Origin of the sequence: Actinotignum saccati (genome assembly GCF_051265055.1) — a bacterium.
In the GTDB taxonomy this organism is placed as follows: Bacteria; Actinomycetota; Actinomycetes; order Actinomycetales; family Actinomycetaceae; genus Actinotignum.
In genome coordinates, this window is the sequence record NZ_JBOZCC010000002.1 from 298,625 (window position 1) to 316,777 (window position 18,153).

The window sequence follows — 18,153 nt, forward strand, 5'->3', positions numbered from 1 at the left end:
AGAAAAATGGAAAGATCGAAAGGTGGGCTCTGAGCGCCGTGGTCTGGGCCCAGGCTTACGGCGCCGGAACGTTCCGGATGAATGCCCACGCGCTTAGGGCGGGCCGCTACATGGGAATATTCCCGTGCCTGCGCTCGCCGGGATGCGAGCAATCTTTGGTGGCGAGGATGCGCAGAGATTCAATGAGCACCCCCCGGGTATCTTCGGGGGCGATAATGCCGTCCAGCTCCCCGCGTTCCACGGAAAGGAAAGGATTGACATTCTCGCGGGTGTACTCTTCGATGAGCTGCTGGCGCACCGCCGCCACATCCTCACCGTTCTGTTCGGCTTCCCGCAGGCGCCGTCGCCCTGTAATAGCGACCGCGCCCTCGGCGCCGAGCACCGCAATTTCCGCACCCGGCCACGCGAAGTTGAGGTCCCCTCCCAGGGACTTCGAACCCATGACGATATAGGCGCCCCCGTAGGCTTTACGTAACACCACGGTCACGAGGGGCGTCGTCGCATTGGCATAGGACCAGATCAGCTTCGCGCCACGGCGAATAATCCCGGCCTGTTCCTGTTCGGTGCCGGGCCGGTAGCCGGGCACGTCCACGAGGGTGATAACGGGCACGTGGAAAGCATCGCAGAATTGCACGAAACGCCCGGCTTTTTCGGAGGCGTCCACATCCAGGGTGCCGGCATCCACGAGCGGCTGATTGGCCACGATCCCCACGGACTGCCCGGCCAGCGCCGCGAATCCCACCACGATAGAGCGGGAGAAATGCTCCTGGACCTGCACGAATTCCCCGTAGTCCACGAGATTCGCGATAACGTCGAGCATATCGTAGGGCTGCTTGGTGGAGGCGGGCACCAGGTCGGAAAGGTGCCGGGCGCACTGGGTATCCGTGGCCGTTTCCTCATAATCCCAGCGCGGCAGCTCCGCATCGCAATGCGCGGGCAGGTAGGTGAGGAGGGTGCGGGTGTAATCGAGGGCATCGTCCTCATTCGCGGCCAGGTAGTGGGCCACCCCGGATTGGAAATTGTGGAGGGTGGCCCCGCCCAGGTCGTCGAAGGAGACCTCTTCCCCGGTGGTCGCCTTAACGACGTCCGGTCCGGTCACGAACATATGCGCGTTATCGCGCGTCATAATAATGAAATCGGTGAGGGCCGGCCCGTATACCGCGCCGCCCGCGCAAGGCCCCAGAATGACGGAGAGTTGCGGGATAATGCCCGATGCCGCGATCGTTTTCTTAAAGATGCGGCCGTATTGGGACAGGGCGACGACGCCGTCCTGGATGCGGGCGCCACCCGAATCAAGCAGGGACACCATGGGGATGCGCAGCTCGAGGGCTTTGTCCATGAGGGCCACGATTTTATCGCCCTCGGCCTCCCCCAGGGTGCCCCCGGATACGGAGAAGTCCTGGGCGTAGACCGCCACGAGCTGGCCGTCCACCTGGCCAATTCCGGTGACCACCGCGGCGCCCCGGAAGCCGCGCCCCAGGTTCCCGCCGGCGAACTGCCCGATTTCGGTGAAGCTACCCTCATCGCACAGCAGGGCGATGCGTTCCCGGGCGGTCTTTTTCCCGTGGGCGTGCTGGCGCTTAGCGGCGCGTTCCTCGGCCTGCCGGGCCAGGTCGTTTTGGTATTCCGCGAAACGCACCCGGTCCACCTGCTGGGCGCTGTGATCCAGGGTTTGCCATTCGTGGGCGGAGCGTAATTCAGTCAGCGACATGATTCTCCTTCGCTACTTTCGGGCACGGACTCGAGTGGTGGCCCGTGATCGTGTGCAGGCGCGTGATCGCGTGCGGGCGCGGACGCATAACGCGCGGGCAGGAACTGGGCTGGTTGCTAGGCATCGGCGCCCACCACCCGCACGAGGGGTTGGAAGGCCGCCACGGTGGCCCCGGCCCGCACTTCCACGTCGGTCACTTCGCCATCGCGCGGCGAATACACGTAACTTTCCATCTTCATGGATTCGAGTACCACGAGCAGATCGCCTTCGTGGACCTTATCCCCCGGTTCCACCACCACGCGCACCACAATCGCCTGGATGGGCGAGTTCACCATGCCGCTCGGATCGGTGAGATCCTGGGCCGGCATCGCGGTGCGGGAGGCCGCCTGGGAGCGGCGCGGTTGCAGGGTGCGGCGGGCCACGTGCGAGCCGGTGGCGATGAGCGCGGCCGGGAGGGTCATGCGCATGCGCCGCCCATCCACTTCAATAACGAAGGTGTGGCGCGGTTCTTCATCCTTAACGGGCGCCGGGGTGCTGGCGGCCTGGGTATTTTCGTAAGCAGGGAGCACGGTATCTTCCAGCCAGCGGGTGGAAGGAATATGGCCGGCGAATTCTTCCATGGCCAACACATCGCGGTACATGGCGCAGGGGGTGGCCACCCCGGTAATCTGCAATTCTGCGAGGGCGCGGCGCGAACGAGCAATAGCCTGCTCACGGTCCGGGGCGGTCACCACGAGCTTGGCGAGCATGGGATCAAAATCGGCGGTCACAATATCGCCTTCTTCAATCCCGGATTCGATACGCACCCCGTGCCCGAGCGGCCAGCGGATTTTCTCGATGGTTCCGGTGGAGGGCACCATGCCGGTAGCCGGGTCCTCGCAGGTAATCCGGAATTCAAAAGAGTGGGCGCGCGGGGCGGGAACTTCGGAGAGCTCCGCGCCGGAGGCAATAAGGATTTGTTCGCGTACCAGGTCCATTCCCGTCACTTCTTCGGACACGGTGTGTTCGACCTGGAGGCGCGGATTCACTTCCAGGAAATTGACCCGCCCATCGGGTTCCACCAGGAATTCGCAGGTCCCCAAACCCACGTAATCCACCGCTTCGAAAAGGCGGCGCGACCATTCGCTCACGATCGCTTCCGCGTTGCCGGGCAGCAGCGGGGCGGGTGCTTCTTCGATGAGTTTCTGGTTGCGGCGCTGGGCCGAACAATCACGGGTGGAGATCACCGCGAAATTCCCGTGGGAATCGCGCGCCGACTGCGTTTCAATATGGCGGGCGGTGCGAATAAAACGCTCCACGAAATAGGAATCCAGATCCGCCCCGTGGGCCGCGAAGAAGCGGTCCAGGTCAGCGGCTTCGTTATGGATGGTGATGCCGCGCCCGCCCCCGCCGTCGGCCTTCTTCGTGACAATCGGGAAACCGAAGCGCGCCACGAACTCGTCCACGCCGGCGCGCCCCTGCACCGGATCGGAAACGCCGGGCACCGGGGCTACGCCCACCGATTCGGCCAGGCGGCGCGCCTGGATTTTATCGCCGAGGCGGTGGAGCACCGCGGGGGCCGGGCCGATCCACGTGAGGCCCGCTTCCATAACCGCGGTGGCGAATTCGGGAACTTCGGAAAGAAAACCGTAGCCGGGATGTACGGCGTCCGCGTGGGAACGCTTGGCAATCGCGATGATTTTCTCAATATTCATATAGGTATCGGCGTACGCGGTGCCCTCCAGCGCGTAGGCGCTATCGGCATCCTCCACGAATTGGGCTTCGCGATCCGCGTCGGCATAGACCGCCACCGCTTTCATCCCCATATCGTGGGCGGTGCGGATAACCCGCTCGGCAATTTCGGAGCGATTGGCAACCAGAATTTTTTTCATCACTACTTTCCTTCCGAGGGCGCAACCCGACCCAGGAGCGAGACTTCTCCGGTTGAAATACGCATGTCACCGGCAGCGGTGGCGACCACGAGGGCGCCGTCGGCTGAAATCTGCACCCCGCGCCCGTGCACCGGAGTATCGCGCGGGCGGTTGACGGTGATGCCCTCACGCAGGGTTGCGCAGGTGGCATTGAGTTCTGCTAAAAGCCCGGAGCGTTCTGCCGCGCTTGCGGAGCGTTTTTCCGCGCTGGCTTCTGCATCGCTCGCTTCCAGGTCACCCGCGGCCGTTTCAGGTACGACGGCGCCGCTAACTGGAGCATGACTTATTCCGCTCTCACAGGCGCTCACGAGGGCGGCCAGCCGGGCCCCGAGTTCGCGCAGGTAGGCGGCGGCCACCTCATCGCGGCTAGGCACCGGGAAGCCGGCGGTGGCTAGCGAAGCCGAGGTGGGGGTGGGCAGTTCCTCGGCGCGCAGCCCCAGGTTGATTCCTACCCCGAGCACCACGCCGATATTCCCGGCCGCGTCCGTACTCACGACTTCACCGAGGAGCCCGGCCAGTTTCGCGGCGTGGGGGCGGGTAACAATATCATTGGGCCAAGAAATCGCCACGTGGGCCCCGAGCTTTTCGAGGGCGGCGCGCGCGGCCAGGGCCCCGGCGAAGGTCACCCAGCTCAATTCCGCGCGCACTGATTCTGGCACCGCGATGAGCACCGAGAAAAGCAGGGAGCCATCTTTGGTGGCGAACCAGGAGCGGCCCATGCGCCCGCGCCCATCGCTTTGTTCGTCGGCGATGAGGCCGCACACCAGCCCGGGTGCGGGAGCGCCCCCGGAGCTGAGCCAGAGTTCGGCCAGGTCATCCTGGGTGGATGTGGTCAGTTCGGTATGCAGGAGCGCAGCACCGGGGAGCCCTACCTCCCCCAGCGCGCTCGCGGTACGCGGAAAGAGCACGTTTCCTGAATGCACGTGACTCATCTCAGCCTTCTTCCCGGCGGGGCAGCCCGCCGCTAACCTACTAATGCGTAACCTTACGTAATCGTAACTTACGGATTCGTAACATACGCGCTTGTTCGAGGCGCGCCGCCGTTAGTCCTCTCACATCAACCCCGCGCAAAGCCCGAAAATACGCCAAAGCGGCCGTTATCTACCCGCATATTCACATTTTTATACATGCACACGTATATTTACTGGCTATACTTGGGATTGTTCCGAGTAAATTCCACCCGGCCACTGAAAAAACATTCACCGTAGGGGAAGAAAATGAAGAAAACATTCGCGCTGCTTGCTGCCGGCCTCCTCACGCTGGGCGCCTGCTCCAATGATGAGGCTGCTTTGACGGATTCCACCGCCGCGGCCGATCCGGGTGAGTCCGGTTTCGCTGTTGATGGCATCGCGGCAGATTCCGCCGTCGCTGCCCTAGTGCCCGCGGATGTTACCGCACGCGGGCAATTACGCAACGGCGCGTCTACCGATTACGCTCCCGCGGAATACCGCAAGGCTGACGGGCAGACCCCCACCGGTTACGATATTGATCTCACGCGCGCCATCGCGAAGAAAATGGGACTCAAAGACGGTACCACCACGCACGTGGAATTCGATTCGCTTCTCCCCCAGATCGGAACCAAATTCGATGTGGGCCTGTCCACCTTCACCGTCACCCCCGAGCGTGAAGAAGCTTTCAATATGATCACGTATTTCGAGGCGGGTTCCGAATACGGGGTGCCGGCCAAGTCCAGTGATTTCACTCCGGATGACCCTTGCGGTTTCACCATCGGCGTGCAAACGGGTTCCTCCCAGGAGGAAGCCCTCAAGGAAGCGACCGCCGCCTGCGAAGCGAAGGGTGCCAAGCCGATTAAAATTATGTCCCTCCCGGATGTGCCGCAGATCGTGACCCGGGTGGTTTCCGGCCAGTACGATGCTATTTTCGCCGATTCCCCGGTGCTCGGTTACGCGGTGGCCCGCTCAAATGGGCAGCTGAAGACCACGGGTGATATTTATGATTCGGCCCCGGTGGCTATCGCGGTGGCCAAGGATAATCCGGAGCTCGCTAAGGCCGTGCAGGCCGCGCTGCAATCCCTCATGGATTCGGGTGAGCTCAAGGAAATCTTCGCGCATTACGGCATTACCGAAGGCGTGCTGAGCACCGCCGAGATCAACCCCCAGGTGCAGTAATGGAGAAGATTCATCCGCAAGCCCGCGTGAAGATGAGCAATATTGTGTGGCTCATCGTCATGGCGGTGCTCGGGGCGATGGCGCTTAATGCGCTCATCACCAATGATGCTTTCCACTGGGATGTGGTGGGACGTTATCTTTTCGATTGGCGGATCCTGCGCGGTATCGTCTACACCCTGGTGCTAACCGTGCTCGCCATGGTTATTGGCATTATTTTGGCGCTGACCATGGCGGTGCTGCGCGAATCGAGTAACGCGGCGCTGCGCGGCGCGGCCCGCTTCTATATTTGGTTCTTCCGCGGCACCCCGATTTACACCCAGCTCATGTTCTGGGGGCTGCTGCCTTCGCTCTATCAGAAGCTATCGCTGGGGATTCCTTTCGGGCCGGAGTTCTTCACGTTCCACACCGACCGGGTCATCACCCCGTTTATCGCGGCGATTATCGGGCTGGGCCTCAACGAAGGCGCCTACCTGGCGGAGATTATTCGCTCCGGTTTGGGTGCGATTGATCCGGGGCAGCGGGAAGCCGCGGTGGCGCTGGGGATGCGTTCGGGCACGATTATGCGGCGTATTATTTTGCCGCAGGCCATGCGTATTATTATTCCGCCCACCGGGAACGAAACGATCTCGATGTTGAAAACAACGTCGCTGGTGCTCGCCGTCCCCTTCACCCTGGACCTCACTTTCGCGGCCCAGGATTTGGGTTCGAAAACCTACCTGCCTTTCCCCTTCCTCGTGGTCGCGGCGATCTGGTACCTGGTGATTACCTCGCTGCTCATGATGGTGCAGCATCGTATTGAACGCCATTTCGCGCGTGGTTTTGACGGACGTACGGCGACGACGGCCTTCCTGGACGTCACCCCCTAAGGAGAACAATGACTCACGCCATGGTGGACGTGTGCAACGTCTACAAATCTTTCGGTGATCACACCGTTCTCAAAGGTGTTAATCTCGCGGTGCAGCGCGGTGAGGTGGTGGTGCTGCTCGGGCCCTCCGGTTCGGGTAAATCCACGCTGCTGCGCTGCCTGAACGAGCTGGAAACTATTACTGCCGGGCGGATCTACCTGGATGGGGAGCTGCTGGGGATGACCGAGCAGCCCGCCCCCACCGGGTGGCGCGGAATGCTGGCCCGCCGCGCCGGTGCCGTCACTTCGCAAGGGACCTGGCTGCGCCAGCGCACCGAGGCGGAAGTGGCCGCCCAGCGCGCCAAGGTGGGAATGGTGTTCCAGCGTTTCAATCTTTTCCCGCATATGAGCGCGATGGAAAATATTATGGAGGCGCCGGTTCAGGTGGCCCACCGCCCGGAAAAGGAGGCGCGGGCCGAGGCCCTGGAGCTGCTGGAGCGGGTGGGCTTGCGTGATCACGCTAATCATTTCCCGGCGCAGCTTTCCGGCGGGCAGCAGCAGCGGGTGGCTATTGCGCGCGCCCTGGCCATGCACCCCGAGCTCATGCTGTTTGATGAGCCTACTTCGGCGCTTGATCCGGAGCTCGTGGGTGAGGTGCTCTCCGTGATGCAGGATTTGGCGCGCGGGGGCATGACCATGGTGGTGGTCACCCACGAAATCGGTTTCGCCCGGGAGGTGGCCGATAAAGTGGTGTTCCTCGACGAGGGCATGATTATCGACGAGGGCACCCCGGCGCAGGTGATTGATAACCCGCGCTCGGAGCGCACCCGCGATTTCTTCACTAAGGTGCTCTAAGCGCAAGTACAACAAGCACAAACGGCGCCGGCCACTCCCGTTATTAGGGGTGGCCGGTGCCGTTTGTGTGTACGGTGCGCTAACGCCGGTGAGCGGCACTACTTCCGGTGCGCGCGGTAGTACTCGATGAGCTGGCGGGTGGAAGAATCCTGGGCTTCCAGGGCCGCCGCGTCCCCGCTAATCGCCGGAGTGAGTTCCTTGGCCATCTGCTTGCCCAGCTCCACGCCCCACTGATCGAAGGAGTCAATGCCCCACACCGCACCCTGGGTAAAGGTGATGTGCTCGTAGAGCGCGATGAGCTGGCCGAGCACCGAAGGGGTGAGGGCCGGCGCCATAATCGAAGCGGTCGGCTTGTTCCCGGGGAATTCCCGCGCAGTCACGATCTCTTCCGGGGTGCCTTCCGCACGGACCTCATCCAAAGTCTTCCCGAAGGCCAGGGCCTTCGTTTGCGCGAAGAAGTTACCGAGGAAGAGCTCATGCTGATCGGCTTCCCCGTCCACCAGCGCGAAAACAGGATTCGCGAAGGCGATGAAATCAGCGGGGATAAGCTGAGTGCCCTGGTGGATGAGCTGGTAGAAGGCGTGCTGGCCGTTGGTGCCCGGCTCGCCCCAGAACACTTCCCCGGTGTGGGTGGTCACCGGGCTGCCGTCCCAGCGCACCCGTTTGCCGTTGGATTCCATGGTCAGCTGCTGGAGATAGGCCGGGAAACGGTGCAGGTACTGCGCGTAGGGCAGCACCGCGTGGGTGGCCGCCCCGAAGAAATTGACGTACCAAATATTGAGGAGCCCCATGAGGAGGGGTACGTTTTCAGCGGCCGGCGCGGTGGCGAAATGCTCGTCAATCGTACGGAACCCGGAGAGGAATTCTTCGAAATGTTCCGGGCCGATGGCAATGGCGAGGGAAAGGCCGACGGCGCTATCCACCGAATAGCGCCCTCCTACCCAATCCCAGAAACCGAAGGCATTGGCGGGCTCAATTCCGAATTCCGCCACCTTCTCCAGGTTGGTGGAGACGGCCACGAAGTGCTTGGCCACCGCGCCGGGATCTTGGATGCCGCGCGCGGCGAGCTGGGCGAGGAACCAGGAGCGGGCTTGGCGGGCATTGGTGAGGGTTTCCAGGGTGGTGAACGTCTTGGATGCCACGATGAAGAGCACGGTTTCCGGATCCACCCCGCGCAGGGTCTCCCCCACATCGGTCGGGTCAATATTGGAAATGAAGCGGCATTCCAACCCGTCCTTGACGTACGGGAGGAGTGCTTCGTAGGCCATCACCGGGCCCAGATCCGAACCACCAATACCGATATTAACCACAGTGGTGATGGCCTTTCCGGTCACCCCACGCCAGCTACCTTCCCGCACCTTAGTGGCGAAAGCGTACATCCGCTCAAGAACTTCGCGAACATCGGCCACAACGTTGTGCCCGGCTACTTCCACGGTGTCATCGGCGGTGCGCCGCAGTGCGGTATGGAGCACCGCCCGATTTTCGGTCACGTTAATCCGCTCGCCGCGCAGCATGGCATCGCGCCGCTGAGCAACCCCGGTTTCTTCGGCGAGTTCCAGCAGGGCATCGCGAACGTCATCATCCAAATAGGATTTGGACAGATCCACGAAAAGATCGCCGGCGGTGAAACTCAGCCGTTCGGCGCGCTGGGGATCCGCGGCGAAACGGGCCCGGAAATCAGCGGTGAATCCGTCATGAAGGTCATGCAGCCGCGCCCAGGCGCGCGTGGTTGTGGGGTCAATGGGGTGCGACATGGTTATCCTCATCCTCGAAGTAGTCTTTATCTCGTAGTGTAATCAACTTTGCGGCCCCGCGGCGCGCCCGCTTACGCGGGTAGCGCCGCTACCACATCTCGCGGGCGCGCCGCCGGACTCTAGCACCACACATGAGCCCACCATCTTTGACACAATGATCTTCGGAGGAGGAACCATGTCAGATCACGCAGATCCTGTATCCCTTGCCATTCTTACCTCGGGTGGGGATGCCCCGGGCATGAACCCGGTAGTGCGCGCCGTGGTGCGTACCGCTTTACACGTGGGCGCCCGCCCCTTCGCAATTCGCGAGGGTTGGCGCGGAGCTATCGATAATCTTATTGAGCCCATGGCCTGGAGCGATGTGTCCTCCATTCTAGATAAGGGTGGCACGGTGATCGGCTCGGCCCGCTCTACCGAATTCCGGGAGCGGGATGGGATGCGCAAAGTTGCCGTGAATCTGGTGCGCGCCGGAATTGACCGCCTCGTGGTCATCGGCGGGGATGGCTCCCTCACCGGGGCGGACACCCTGCGCGAGCGCTGGAGTGGACTCCTCGAAGAACTGGTAGAAGCCGGGGAAATCGAAGCCGATCTTGCCGCACGCCACCCCGAACTTCATATTGCCGGGGTGGTGGGTTCCATCGATAACGATATGGTCGGCACCGATATGACGGTGGGAACCAATTCGGCCCTGTGCCGCATTATTGATGCTATTGACGCTCTCACTTCCACGGCTGCTTCCCACCAGCGGGTATTCGTGGTGGAAGTGATGGGGCGGCGCTGCGGCTACCTGGCCCTTATGGGTGCGATGGCCGGCGGAGCCGATGATGTGATCATCCCCGAGCTTCCCCCCGAGGACGGCTGGGAAGATGCCATGTGCGAAAAGATCCGTTCCGGGCGGGCGGCCGGGCGGCGCGATTCGATTATCGTCGTGGCCGAAGGCTGCATGGACCGGCACGGTGAAAAGATCACCGCCCAGCGCATCCAGGCAGCTATTAAAGAACGCACCGGGGAGTCTCCACGTATTACCGCGCTCGGTCACGTGCAGCGCGGCGGCACGCCGTCCGCTTATGACCGCTGGATGTCCACCCTGCTCGGCTACACCGCCGCCCTGGAGGTGATCCGGGCCGAACCGGGTGAAGAATCCTGCATTATCGGGATTCGTAATAATCGGCTCCAGCGCCTGCCGCTGGTGGAGACGGTCGCCAATACCAAGAAGGTCATCGATTACCTGGAAGAGGGCGATTACGAGGCGGCGGTGCGCTCGCGCGGCACCAGCTTCTCCCGTATCAAGTCCCTTTTTGAAACGCTCTCTTCCCCGCTGGGTGAGGACCGCTATTTCAAGGACGGCTGGCGCCCGCGGGTGGCCGTGCTCCATGCCGGCGGGCTCGCCCCGGGAATGAATGCGGCCGCGCGTAGCGCGGTACGGCTCGGCCTGGATCGCGGTTTTGAGATGCTCGGTGTGGAGGGCGGTTTCCCCGGCCTCATCCGCGGGGATATTCGCCCGCTGAGCTGGGGCGATGTGGATGGCTGGGTTTCGCTTGGCGGCGCGGAACTGGGTACTGCCCGCTCGGTTCTCGGCATCGAGGATTACTTCGGATTGGCCCGCTCCATCGAAGCCAATGGCTTGGACGCCATTATTATGATCGGCGGCCTGGCCGGCTATGAAACCGCGTGGAATATGGCGAAAGAGGCGGACCGCTACACCGCTTTCCGCCTCCCCCTCATCTGCGTGCCGGCCTCGATTGATAACAATCTGCCCGGCCACGATCTGTCTATCGGGGTGGATACCGCGCTCAATACCAATGTGGAGACCATCGATAAGATTCGCCGTTCCGCTTCTGCTTCCCGGCGTTGCTTCGTGGTGGAAACGATGGGCCGTAAATGCGGCTACCTCGCGCTTATGAGCGCGCTATCCACCGGGGCTGAGCAGGTCTACCTGCATGAGACCGGGGTGGATCTGGCGATGCTCACGAAGGAAAGCGAGCGCATGAACCGAGCCTTCGATGGCTCCCGCTCCCTCTACCTGGCTATTCGTAATGAGGATGCGTCCAAGTACTACACCGCGGACCTGCTGCGACGGGTCTTCCAGCAGGAAGGCCACGGGGCTTTCTCGGTTCGTTCCACGATTATTGGCCACCAGCAGCAGGGCGGTATTCCCACCTCCTACGACCGAACTCTCGCGGTCTCGCTCGCGGCCCTCGCCATTGATGAGGTGACCGCGCAGCTGGAGAAGAAGGAGCGGGTGGGCGCGCGCTATATCGGCCAGCACAATGGCAAGCTGGAATCCCATCCGATTATGCGCATGGACGAAGAAATGGATATGAAGAACCGGGTGCCGCTGGATCCGTGGTGGATTTCTGCGCTCCCCGTGCTCTACACGGTGGCGGCCCGCGAGGATACCACCCCGCTGGAACACCTGGCGATTTACGACGATAACCGCTAGTCGCGTTTACTTGTAGCGCGGGTCCTTGCGCCCGCGGGCGGTGGGGGCGACGACGCCGCTAGCTGGCAGCGCCCCCACCGCCCGCTACTGCGCACCTAATCCTCGGCCTCTGCGGCCCGGTCGCATTTTATTAGCACGGCCGGTTTACTCTTCGAGAGCTTCGAGAGCGGTGGCACGGTTATGCCGCACTACGGATCGCACCTGGATCTGTTCCCAATCCTCGATGCCTTGGTCGAGTGCTTCGCGCGCTTGTGGTGTGCACGCCACCCCGAGTTCGTCAATGATTAAGAGGAGGATTTCTTCCAGGCAGGGCCGGAACCAGCGCCGGCCCATCGTGAAATGAATATCGGCAACGTGGGGAGTGCGGGCCTCGTTCTTGATGCGCCGGCGCGACCGGCCGGAATGAGTGCCGCCCAGCACCAAGGCGTGTGTCCATTCATCGCGGTGGGAATGGATCTGGATATGGGCGCAAGGAATATTCGAACGTGGTGAGCGAATATAATCCCAGCGCACCAGCGGCTCGCTGCTTTTTGCTCCTCGGATGACCGAGAACGTTGATTCATTGACCCTGAGTAAACCGGTTTCCGGATTGAGGAAAAGTTCGTAATCGAAACGGACAAAAAGGAAACGAGCAACGCGAATATCGCCAAACAGGCTTATTGCCGGTGGGTTTTCTTTTCTGAGCGCTTGCCTCACTATAGAAAACCCGGGGTCGATCAGCTCCCCGATCCGCTGTAGATGTGCCGCAAACTCATCGACTCGCTCATCCAAGTGTTCGTTCACCACGGCACAACCCCTCGAAGCGATCTAAGCCTTTCATTTCAACATAGGCGTCGGACTCTTTTGGTCCGAGCTGGTAGTTGTCAGCGCGCCAGTCGAATTCTTCACGGGTCATTCTGACCTCACGCAAGATTTCCTCCTTGCGCTCGAGAATCTCTTCCAGCGAGTTGTAAACACGATCCGGAAAATACAACCGGTCCTCGTAAATATCCTCGTAAACATCCATATGTCTCACTCCTTCAATCGCCTCATGGCGGAGTAGTTGCTTGTGCTTGACAGTAATTCTCGCATGGCATCAAGGCACAGCAAAGAGCCAATTACAACGTTGTGGACAAGGGTGACGTTTGGTGATTCTGTGGATAACTTCTAGCCGGCTGCGCTCCCGCCGGCTGCGCTCCCGCCGGCCGTGGCTGCGCGCACCGCTTCCAGGAATATCTCCCCCACCCGGCTCAGGCGTGCTTGTTTATCCCAGGCAAGCACGCAGGTCAATCCGACCAACCAATCCAGCGGGATAAACACCAGCCCAGCACCGGCAGCCGACACTCCCGACCCGGCACCAGTGTTCCCGCCCAGGCCCGCGCTCCCGCCCAGCGCCATATTCTCCAGCACGATAGCTTCACCCACCCCGGCCTCCACCATCACCCGGGCCCCGCGACTCGTCCCGTACCGACCCACCACCGTCAGCTGGTTTTCCTTATCCAACCAATAACCCAACTCCCGACTACGCTCCTTCGGCATAATCAACGACCGCTGGGTAATATCCGCCCGGCGAATACTCTCACGCCCTACCACGTCGCTATCCGTACGCACCAACAAACCCCACCGGTCCTCACCTCGAAGCGCGAGGGTTTCCCAGGCCGTGCAGTCCCAAGAATCATCCAAAACAGCGAAAGAAGCCGTACCCTCAGCAAGCATTCTGGTGGCCGCCTCGCGCCCACACAGCGTGACCTGGAAACTAATGCCCGGGTAGCGGGCCCGCACCTGACCCATCACCGGCGCCAGGCTATCCAAGGCGCTACTTTCCCGCCCGGCGATCACGATAGTTCCCTGCGGGTTATCCTCCAGATTCTGAAGCTCAGCCACCGTACTATCCACGAGCCCGAGGATCTGGTGGCTACGTTCCACCAAGTAACACCCGGCTTCGGTGAGTTCTCTGCCGCGCCCGACCCTGCGGGTAAGTTGCTGCCCGACTTCTTCTTCCAAAAGTTGGATACGTTTCACGACCGCCGCCGTGGTACACCCGCACTTGCGGGCCACCGCGTCCATGGTCCCCAGTCGCGAATAAAGAATGAGGGTTTCTAATAATTCCAGTCTCACACCGGTACCTCGTTGTATGTCGTGATGCTAAATAGTTGAAATAGTTGAGTGTTGAGTGGTGAGTAATGCTCGATGCCGCTAGCGGAGCATGTGTCGGGGCAACATATCCCGCCTGGAGTCCTCCCCACGCCGGGCGAGCGCGGAGCGTGCCACCAAAAACGCAAACAAAAGAGAAACCAGGATGGCGAGGAGGAAGAGGGTCATCCACCACGACCATTGCAGCCCGTCCACCGCCGGCACCTCCACCGGATCAGGCAGCACCCGCTCACCCGTCACCAACAGCCGATGCGAATTCACCCCATACGGAGTACACGTTAGAAGAGTGGCTAGGTCACGCCCGGGTGCGCGTACCAGCAGGCTTGGGTCGTGAGGGTCGACGACGTCTACTCTGACCACGCGATACCCAAACACTTGACCCTGGATTTCGAAGAAGAACTCATCCCCGATACCCAGATCGGTGAGCCGGTCAAACATGGTAGAGGTCGGCAGTCCAGTATGAGCCGTCACCACACTATGCCGGTTTATACCGCCCACCGGTATATCGGTCCCGAACATATGCCCGGCACCCCGCTGCAGAGTCTCAGGTGAGGTGCCGTGGTAGATCGGGAGTTTCACCCCGATCTTCGGGATTTTCACGATCCCCATAATCCCATCCGGCTGATCAAGCACCCGAGCGTATTCCTGGTAAGCCGGCAGGTCGGTGGCTATGTCGTCAAGATAAGGATCAAGGACCGCCATTCCTTGGTGGCTGGCGTTATAGGCGTGAGCCCGCTCAATATAAGAGTTGCGTAACTCTTGGGATTGGGTATTCACTTGGCCCTCATAGGCACGGGAGACTACTTTGGATTGCCAGTTATTCCACACCGTCGAAGTCACCGGATAAGCCAGGCACAGGATTCCAATGAGGATCATGGCCAGCGGGGAAAGCCGGCGTTTATCCTCTTTCGGGTCGGTATAGAACAGCAGGCTCGCCAGTCCGCTTTCCTCCCCCACGCGCGCCGCGCGCCGCCCACGAACCACACCAGCGGCAGGGCCGCGCTGTGTCTTGGGTTCCACATGATGTGCTGGCGCAGGAGCCGGTTCGGGCTCCACATGAAGTGCCGTCTTAGGCGCCTCATTAGATTCCACTTTGAGTTCTGCCCTGGGTGCCGTCCTGGATTTCGTTTCGGGAGCTGGGTTGGGTGTCGGGGTGTTGAGGGCGCGCCGCCCACGCACCGGGCCCGTTTCGCCGCTCATGTCCCTCCCCCCTTCCCTGGCGTGGTCTTTTCCTTGCGCTAGCCGTGCAATTCGTATTGCGCTACTCGTGCAGAATTAACTTGCGCTTGATAGATTGTGGGGCCAGTCGGACTGACCGGCCCCACAACCTTCGTTACCTACTCCGGCTGGCAAACCTGAACCGTTAGTTTTTCCTGTTTAGGCGTTGTTCTTGCGCGAACGCAGGTGCGTTACCGCGCCACTCGCCACCAGGCCAGCGCCGAGGAGGGCGAAGATACCCACCCCGATAGCACCGGTCTTAGGCAGGTCGAACCACTTACCCGAATTCTTCGTCGGCACGTTCTTAATACCAGTCTGGAAGACCTCACCGGCCTTGTCGGTTACGGTGACTTCGGTAATCTCATCCGAGCGGATGAACTTGGATGGGGCTTCGACCTCAACCACGTAGAAAGCAGAGCCCTTCTTCGCCTTAAACTTCGGAGTCAAACCATCCGCACCGGTTTCCTTGGTACCGAAGCCCTTAGACGCGCCCTGGCAATTGCTACGGTCCTTCTCTGCCACACACTTCTGGGCATCTGCCTTGCTTGCGAAGGCCACGAACTTCGCACCCGCAAGCGGCTTGCCGTCCGAGGCGTTGGTCTTGGCGATCTGGAAATCGTAGAGCTCAATGGTCGGGAACGGATTCGGCGTCGGAGCAGGGCCCGGTTCCGGACCGGGCTCGGGGCCGGGTTCGGGAACAATCGGTCCGGGAGTCGGTTCGCTATCCGAGTGTCCGGGGATGAAACCGAACTTGTTAGAAACCGAAGCGACATCAAGGTCAGCCTTCAAGGTGAAGGTGAGGTCCACAGTCACCACCGGAGCCTCCGACTCAGTCGCCTTCGCCGCGATAGTGTTGAGACCGTCTTCAGTGAAGTTCACCTGGAGGCGAGTACGGCCTTCTTCCACACCCTCGGTCGGGGTGGTGATGGTGTACTGAGAAGAATCGATCACGGTGTCGTTGACCTTCACGGACTTAACAGCACTCGCGTCAACGCTCTGGTAGGCGTTAGTCGGAGCATCGTCGAAGATCGCGAAGTCCTTAATATCGGTTCCCTTGATTGGGCCCTTCTTATTCAGGGTCGCCGAGATCGTGTAGGAGATGTCATCGCCCGCGCCTACGACCTTGTCGAAAGCACCCGTCTTACTCACCAGGTTGCGGGCGTCCATATTCTTTGGAGTAACCGCAACATCGTAGGTGTACTTCTGATCGGTGGACGAGGTACCGGTGATTTCCGGTACCGTCATGAAGAACGGCTTAATATCCGAGGTATACCCAGCCGGAACAGCGGACTCCACAATCTTGTAGAGACCCAGCGGAAGGCTCTCGAAGGAAGCTGTCCCCTCAGCGGTCGTTTCCTTCTCAAACGTGACGTCCGTGCTGAGCTTCACGTCGGTGCTGTCCGGGTTCTTGTTGAGATCCCCGATAGCGCCAGCCACGGTCTCCCAGTCAGCGATCTTGTCCATCTTCCCCAAAGCCGCGCCCTTGATGGATTCAACCTTGGTGACAGTGAACTTCGCACCCGCAACCGGCTTCTTGGTGGTTGCTTCCTGCTTCGTGATCGTAATCGACCCCGTAGTGGGAGCACCCTCAGCCCACGGAGCAACCGGAGCCGGATCGCCTGCCGGTTCGGGCGCGGCGTTAGCCGCCCCGATACCCATTCCCGTCAGTGCCAGCGCACACGCCGCCACCAACGCTCTCAATGACTTCTTACGAGCCATACTTTTTCCTTCCCAATAATTTCAGCACCACAAGAAGTACTGACCAACACGCCCGGCCAACGCCCAGCATGTGTTGTTGAACTTGTTGAAAAACTGCCCCTACCGGGCTGGTCCCACCTATCTCGCCAGGGAACCGAGGGCGCGCGGGTAGTTGTTGCGCGGCTACATGCCCGCCCTCGTCTCCCTTTGCTTGCTACGCACTCTCGTGGTTTATCGAGAGTCCGTAGAGGCGGTCGCAATAGTTCACGCGCGGCGGCCCACCCCCTTCTTCCGTCGGGTCTGAGCCAACCACCAGCCACCGGTAACCCCCACGATCAGGAGCGCACCCAGGCCGGCCGTGCGGTTCATTCCAGCCCCACCCGTCTTCGGAAGCGCAGGCTGCACAACCTCAACCGTGAGCGCCTTGCGTGCCCACCCCACGCCTTCCACAGCGTTCGGCCCCGTAGCAGCACCGGTGAGCGGGTCGATAGTGATACCGGGTTTCGTGGCATACACCCAACACCGATACGTGCCGAGCTCGGCCTGAGTGGCATTACCATCCACCTCACCAACCGTCCGCGCACCACTCCCCGCAAGCTCAACGCCATCAGGTGCTTGCTTGACGCGCACCAACTCAACGCCCGCCGGCAAGGCATTCTGATCGCCCTCGGCCTGCCCCTCATACTTCGGAGCGCACACGGTTTGCAGGCTGATCAGCCCCGCATCCGTTCTCGACGTGGCCTCCACCGTGAGCGGCTCCAGTACCGGCTGGCCCTTCACCACCGTGAGGGTGTCTTTAGAAACAGTGAGAGCAACATTCACGCATTCCCCAAGCTCCCGCTCATCCATATCCCGCTCACGCGTCTCAGTCCGCTTCGAAGCCTTCGCGGTATCCAAGACCCACTTCCGCTGGGAAGAGTCCCACTTAGACGGTGTCGTCGTCACGGTACGCGACTGCGTAACCTTCCGGGTATTGCAGTCCTTGGAGACGTCCACCCAATCCGAATGCGTGACTTGAACCGGGAGCCTCGGAGTACACGCCTTGTGCTCGTCATCATTCATGTCCCGCTCACGGGTTTCAGTCTTTGTCGACGACGCAGCAGTATCCAAGACCCACTTCCGCTGGGAAGAATCCCACTTAGACGGTGTCGTCGTCACCGTTCTGGATTGCGTGACCTTGCGGGTATTGCAATCCTTCGCGCCATCAACCCAGTTAGTGGCAGTCACCTGGGCAGGCGGCTGCGGCGTGCACTGGCGATGTTCACCGTCATTCATGTCACGCTGGCGGGTCTCGGTCTTCTTAGTTGCAGCGGCATTATCGAGCACCCACTGGCGTTTACCCGAGTCCCACTTAGACGGTGTCGTCGTCACGGTGCGAGACTGCGTGACCTTGCGGGTATTGCAATCCTTCGCGCCATCAACCCAGTTAGTGGCAGTCACCTGGGCAGGCGGCTGCGG

14 protein-coding genes are annotated in these 18,153 nt (G+C 61.2%); 4 read left to right on the forward strand and 10 right to left on the reverse strand.

Annotation, left to right across the window (positions count from 1 at the left end; genetic code table 11):
* Nucleotides 1-106: 106 nt before the first annotated feature.
* The 3 genes from ACRQEC_RS02765 to ACRQEC_RS02775 form a co-directional block, all read right to left on the reverse strand.
* On the reverse strand, nt 107-1,711 hold the full coding sequence (locus tag ACRQEC_RS02765) for an acyl-CoA carboxylase subunit beta (RefSeq protein ID WP_284889158.1): 1,605 nt from the start codon (nt 1,709-1,711) through the stop codon (nt 107-109).
* Nucleotides 1,712-1,827: 116 nt separating this feature from the next.
* Nucleotides 1,828-3,582 (reverse strand): ATP-binding protein, encoded by a 1,755-nt coding sequence (locus tag ACRQEC_RS02770; RefSeq protein ID WP_284889497.1) that lies wholly within the window; start codon nt 3,580-3,582, stop codon nt 1,828-1,830.
* Between the two features lie 2 nt (nt 3,583-3,584).
* Nucleotides 3,585-4,553 carry a biotin--[acetyl-CoA-carboxylase] ligase gene (locus ACRQEC_RS02775; protein WP_284889159.1) on the reverse strand — a complete coding sequence of 323 codons (969 nt, stop codon included), beginning with the start codon at nt 4,551-4,553 and terminating at the stop codon, nt 3,585-3,587.
* Between the two features lie 285 nt (nt 4,554-4,838).
* Between ACRQEC_RS02775 and ACRQEC_RS02780 the strand changes: the two genes are divergently transcribed.
* Genes ACRQEC_RS02780 through ACRQEC_RS02790 form a run of 3 tightly spaced genes read left to right on the forward strand, consistent with a single transcriptional unit; the run spans nt 4,839 to nt 7,449 of the window.
* Nucleotides 4,839-5,750, forward strand: a complete 912-nt coding sequence (locus ACRQEC_RS02780; RefSeq protein ID WP_284889160.1) for an ABC transporter substrate-binding protein — start codon at nt 4,839-4,841, stop codon at nt 5,748-5,750.
* On the forward strand, nt 5,750-6,616 hold the full coding sequence (locus ACRQEC_RS02785) for an amino acid ABC transporter permease (protein WP_284889161.1): 867 nt from the start codon (nt 5,750-5,752) through the stop codon (nt 6,614-6,616). The genes ACRQEC_RS02780 and ACRQEC_RS02785 overlap by 1 nt, the downstream gene beginning before the upstream one ends.
* Before the next feature lie 8 nt (nt 6,617-6,624).
* Nucleotides 6,625-7,449 carry an amino acid ABC transporter ATP-binding protein gene (locus ACRQEC_RS02790; RefSeq protein WP_284889162.1) on the forward strand — a complete coding sequence of 275 codons (825 nt, stop codon included), beginning with the start codon at nt 6,625-6,627 and terminating at the stop codon, nt 7,447-7,449.
* Nucleotides 7,450-7,547: 98 nt separating this feature from the next.
* Here ACRQEC_RS02790 and pgi read toward each other — a convergent pair whose 3' ends face one another.
* On the reverse strand, nt 7,548-9,203 hold the full coding sequence (gene pgi / locus ACRQEC_RS02795) for a glucose-6-phosphate isomerase (protein WP_284889163.1): 1,656 nt from the start codon (nt 9,201-9,203) through the stop codon (nt 7,548-7,550).
* 175 nt (nt 9,204-9,378) lie between these two features.
* Between pgi and ACRQEC_RS02800 the strand changes: the two genes are divergently transcribed.
* Entirely contained in the window at nt 9,379-11,646 is a 2,268-nt protein-coding gene (locus ACRQEC_RS02800; protein ID WP_284889164.1) for a 6-phosphofructokinase, read from the forward strand.
* A 144-nt stretch (nt 11,647-11,790) separates the two neighbouring features.
* Here the strand turns inward: ACRQEC_RS02800 and ACRQEC_RS02805 are convergent, their stop codons facing one another.
* The 6 genes from ACRQEC_RS02805 to ACRQEC_RS02830 all read right to left on the reverse strand — a co-directional run.
* Complete coding sequence (locus tag ACRQEC_RS02805; protein ID WP_284889166.1) at nt 11,791-12,342, reverse strand: hypothetical protein; 552 nt, start codon at nt 12,340-12,342, stop codon at nt 11,791-11,793.
* A gap of 67 nt (nt 12,343-12,409) precedes the next feature.
* Complete coding sequence (locus ACRQEC_RS02810) at nt 12,410-12,652, reverse strand: hypothetical protein (protein ID WP_026429548.1); 243 nt, start codon at nt 12,650-12,652, stop codon at nt 12,410-12,412.
* A 140-nt stretch (nt 12,653-12,792) separates the two neighbouring features.
* Nucleotides 12,793-13,743, reverse strand: a complete 951-nt coding sequence (locus tag ACRQEC_RS02815) for a LysR family transcriptional regulator (RefSeq protein ID WP_284889167.1) — start codon at nt 13,741-13,743, stop codon at nt 12,793-12,795.
* A 78-nt stretch (nt 13,744-13,821) separates the two neighbouring features.
* Complete coding sequence (locus ACRQEC_RS02820) at nt 13,822-14,799, reverse strand: class C sortase (RefSeq protein WP_301575099.1); 978 nt, start codon at nt 14,797-14,799, stop codon at nt 13,822-13,824.
* Between the two features lie 357 nt (nt 14,800-15,156).
* On the reverse strand, nt 15,157-16,716 hold the full coding sequence (locus tag ACRQEC_RS02825) for a SpaH/EbpB family LPXTG-anchored major pilin (RefSeq protein WP_284889169.1): 1,560 nt from the start codon (nt 16,714-16,716) through the stop codon (nt 15,157-15,159).
* A gap of 243 nt (nt 16,717-16,959) precedes the next feature.
* Nucleotides 16,960-18,153: LPXTG cell wall anchor domain-containing protein (locus tag ACRQEC_RS02830; protein ID WP_435734848.1), on the reverse strand; the 1,194-nt coding region annotated here is incomplete at its 5' end.

Bases quoted from the DNA above. Each gene is read 5' to 3' on its own strand.
- ACRQEC_RS02765 (WP_284889158.1), bottom strand. From the start codon at position 1,711: ATGTCGCTGACTGAATTACGCTCCGCCCACGAATGGCAAACCCTGGAT.
- ACRQEC_RS02770 (WP_284889497.1), bottom strand. From the start codon at position 3,582: ATGAAAAAAATTCTGGTTGCCAATCGCTCCGAAATTGCCGAGCGGGTT.
- ACRQEC_RS02775 (WP_284889159.1), bottom strand. From the start codon at position 4,553: ATGAGTCACGTGCATTCAGGAAACGTGCTCTTTCCGCGTACCGCGAGC.
- ACRQEC_RS02780 (WP_284889160.1), top strand. From the start codon at position 4,839: ATGAAGAAAACATTCGCGCTGCTTGCTGCCGGCCTCCTCACGCTGGGC.
- ACRQEC_RS02785 (WP_284889161.1), top strand. From the start codon at position 5,750: ATGGAGAAGATTCATCCGCAAGCCCGCGTGAAGATGAGCAATATTGTG.
- ACRQEC_RS02790 (WP_284889162.1), top strand. From the start codon at position 6,625: ATGACTCACGCCATGGTGGACGTGTGCAACGTCTACAAATCTTTCGGT.
- pgi (WP_284889163.1), bottom strand. From the start codon at position 9,203: ATGTCGCACCCCATTGACCCCACAACCACGCGCGCCTGGGCGCGGCTG.
- ACRQEC_RS02800 (WP_284889164.1), top strand. From the start codon at position 9,379: ATGTCAGATCACGCAGATCCTGTATCCCTTGCCATTCTTACCTCGGGT.
- ACRQEC_RS02810 (WP_026429548.1), bottom strand. From the start codon at position 12,652: ATGGATGTTTACGAGGATATTTACGAGGACCGGTTGTATTTTCCGGAT.
- ACRQEC_RS02825 (WP_284889169.1), bottom strand. From the start codon at position 16,716: ATGGCTCGTAAGAAGTCATTGAGAGCGTTGGTGGCGGCGTGTGCGCTG.